A 3,352-nucleotide genomic window follows, 5' to 3' on the forward strand; every position below is an offset into this window, starting at 1 on the left:
AAATGGTGACCCGTACGGGATTCGAACCCGTGTTACCGCCGTGAAAGGGCGGTGTCTTAACCGCTTGACCAACGGGCCATTGGCTCCGCAAGTAGGATTTGAACCTACGACCTACCGGTTAACAGCCGGTTGCTCTACCACTGAGCTATTGCGGAACGATCGCCTGCCAGCGTCCTATCCTCACAGGGGGAAGCCCCCAACTACTTTCGGCGTTCAAGTGCTTAACTTCCGTGTTCGGCATGGGAACGGGTGTGACCACTTGGCTATCGTCACCAGACGACGGGCTCGCGCCCTCAAAACTGAAGTCATCAACAATCATCTGCTAGAACAAGGCCTCGACCGATTAGTATCACTCAGCTCCGCATGTCACCATGCTTCCACCCGTGACCTATCTACCTCATCGTCTCTGAGGGGTCTTTCTTGATTACTCAAAGGGAAATCTCATCTTGGAGGGGGCTTCATGCTTAGATGCTTTCAGCATTTATCCCGTCCGCACGTAGCTACCCAGCGATGCTCCTGGCGGAACAACTGGTACACCAGCGGTGCGTCCATCCCGGTCCTCTCGTACTAAGGACAGCTCCTCTCAAATTTCCTGCGCCCACGACGGATAGGGACCGAACTGTCTCACGACGTTCTGAACCCAGCTCGCGTACCGCTTTAATGGGCGAACAGCCCAACCCTTGGGACCGACTACAGCCCCAGGATGCGATGAGCCGACATCGAGGTGCCAAACCTCCCCGTCGATGTGGACTCTTGGGGGAGATAAGCCTGTTATCCCCAGGGTAGCTTTTATCCGTTGAGCGATGGCCCTTCCATGCGGAACCACCGGATCACTAAGCCCGACTTTCGTCCCTGCTCGACTTGTAGGTCTCGCAGTCAAGCTCCCTTCTGCCTTTACACTCTACGAATGATTTCCAACCATTCTGAGGGAACCTTTGGGCGCCTCCGTTACCTTTTAGGAGGCGACCGCCCCAGTCAAACTGCCCATCTGACACTGTCTCCCACCACGATTAGTGGTGCGGGTTAGAGTGGCCATAACGCAGGGGTAGTATCCCACCAGCGCCTCCATCGAAACTAGCGTTCCGATTTCTACGGCTCCTACCTATCCTGTACATGCGGTACCAACATTCAATATCAGGCTGCAGTAAAGCTCCATGGGGTCTTTCCGTCCTGTCGCGGGTAACCTGCATCTTCACAGGTACTAAAATTTCACCGAGTCTCTCGTTGAGACAGTGCCCAAATCGTTACGCCTTTCGTGCGGGTCGGAACTTACCCGACAAGGAATTTCGCTACCTTAGGACCGTTATAGTTACGGCCGCCGTTTACTGGGGCTTCGGTTCAAAGCTTCGCTTGCGCTAACCCATCCCCTTAACCTTCCAGCACCGGGCAGGCGTCAGCCCCTATACTTCATCTTACGATTTAGCAGAGACCTGTGTTTTTGCTAAACAGTCGCTTGGGCCTATTCACTGCGGCTGATCGTATGATCAGCACCCCTTCTCCCGAAGTTACGGGGTCATTTTGCCGAGTTCCTTAACGAGAGTTATCCCGCGCGTCTTAGAATTCTCATCCCGCCTACCTGTGTCGGTTTACGGTACTGGCACCTTCCACCTCACTAGAGGCTTTTCTTGGCAGTGTGAAATCGTGACCTTCGTCCCTACGGGACTCCGCATCGTTCCTCGACTTTGATGCCTGACGGATTTGCCAATCAGACGGTCTCGAAACTTACACATGCACTTCCATCCGCATGCGTCACTATCCTCCTGCGTCCCCCCATTGTTCAAACGGTGGATCGGTGGTACAGGAATATCAACCTGTTATCCATCGCCTACGCCTATCGGCCTCGGCTTAGGTCCCGACTAACCCTGGGCGGACGAGCCTTCCCCAGGAAACCTTAGTCATTCGGTGGACAGGATTCTCACCTGTCTTTCGCTACTCATACCGGCATTCTCACTTCTAAGCGCTCCAGCAGTCCTCACGATCTGCCTTCGACGCCCTTAGAACGCTCTCCTACCAATACACCTAAAGGTGTACTCCACAGCTTCGGTAATATGTTTAGCCCCGGTACATTTTCGGCGCAGGGTCACTCGACTAGTGAGCTATTACGCACTCTTTAAATGGTGGCTGCTTCTAAGCCAACATCCTAGTTGTCTGTGCAACCCCACATCCTTTTCCACTTAACATATATTTTGGGACCTTAGCTGGTGGTCTGGGCTGTTTCCCTTTCGACTATGGATCTTATCACTCACAGTCTGACTCCCGGATATGAATGAATGGCATTCGGAGTTTGACTGAATTCGGTAACCCGAGATGGGCCCCTAGTCCAATCAGTGCTCTACCTCCATCATTCTCAATTCCGAGGCTAGCCCTAAAGCTATTTCGGAGAGAACCAGCTATCTCCAGGTTCGATTGGCATTTCTCCGCTACCCACACCTCATCCCCGCACTTTTCAACGTGCGTGGGTTCGGGCCTCCATTCAGTGTTACCTGAACTTCACCCTGGACATGGGTAGATCACCTGGTTTCGGGTCTACGACCACGTACTCATGCGCCCTATTCAGACTCGCTTTCGCTGCGGCTCCGCATCTTCTGCTTAACCTTGCACGGGATCGTAACTCGCCGGTTCATTCTACAAAAGGCACGCCATCACCCATTAACGGGCTCTGACTACTTGTAGGCACACGGTTTCAGGATCTATTTCACTCCCCTTCCGGGGTGCTTTTCACCTTTCCCTCACGGTACTGGTTCACTATCGGTCACTAGGGAGTATTTAGCCTTGGGAGATGGTCCTCCCGGATTCCGACGGAATTTCTCGTGTTCCGCCGTACTCAGGATCCTCCTAGGTGTCTTCCACATTTCGTCTACGGGGTTTTTACCCTCTTTGACTGACTTTTCCAAGTCATTCGACTATCTGAAAGAACGACCATATTGGAGTCCTACAACCCCAACAAGCAAGCTTGTTGGTTTGGGCTTTTCCCGTTTCGCTCGCCGCTACTCAGGGAATCGAATTTTCTTTCTCTTCCTGCAGGTACTTAGATGTTTCAGTTCTCTGCGTCTACCTCGAATGTGCTATGTATTCACACAATCGTAACATCCTATTAAAGATGCTGGGTTCCCCCATTCGGAAATCTCTGGATCATAGCTTACGTACAGCTCCCCAAAGCATATCGGTGTTAGTCCCGTCCTTCATCGGCTCCTAGTGCCAAGGCATCCACCGTGCGCCCTTATTCACTTAACCTTATCAACCTTGCGGTTGGGTTTTGATCCTTCTTCTAGCGATAGAAGTTAGATCAAGAAAATAAGCAATTGAACTTATTAAAAAACTCATTCAACGCGGTGTTCTCGGTTTGTATTAC

General features: G+C 52.1%; 2 tRNA genes and 2 rRNA genes. All 4 read right to left on the reverse strand.

From position 1 onward, the window contains the following. Window positions 1–3 precede the first annotated feature (3 nt). The 4 genes from F3I21_RS23085 to F3I21_RS23100 all read right to left on the reverse strand — a co-directional run bounded on the left by F3I21_RS23085 (window position 4) and on the right by F3I21_RS23100 (window position 3,234). Window positions 4–78, reverse strand: a tRNA-Glu gene (locus F3I21_RS23085). 2 nt (window positions 79–80) lie between these two features. After that, window positions 81–155: transfer RNA gene (locus F3I21_RS23090), tRNA-Asn, on the reverse strand. 6 nt (window positions 156–161) lie between these two features. Continuing rightward, window positions 162–277 (reverse strand): 5S ribosomal RNA (gene rrf / locus F3I21_RS23095). A 46-nt stretch (window positions 278–323) separates the two neighbouring features. Further along, window positions 324–3,234, reverse strand: a 23S ribosomal RNA gene (locus tag F3I21_RS23100). Between the last annotated feature and the right edge of the window lie 118 nt (window positions 3,235–3,352).

This window comes from Pantoea sp. B_9 (assembly GCF_008632015.1).
GTDB classification, from domain to species: Bacteria; Pseudomonadota; Gammaproteobacteria; order Enterobacterales; family Enterobacteriaceae; genus Pantoea; species Pantoea dispersa.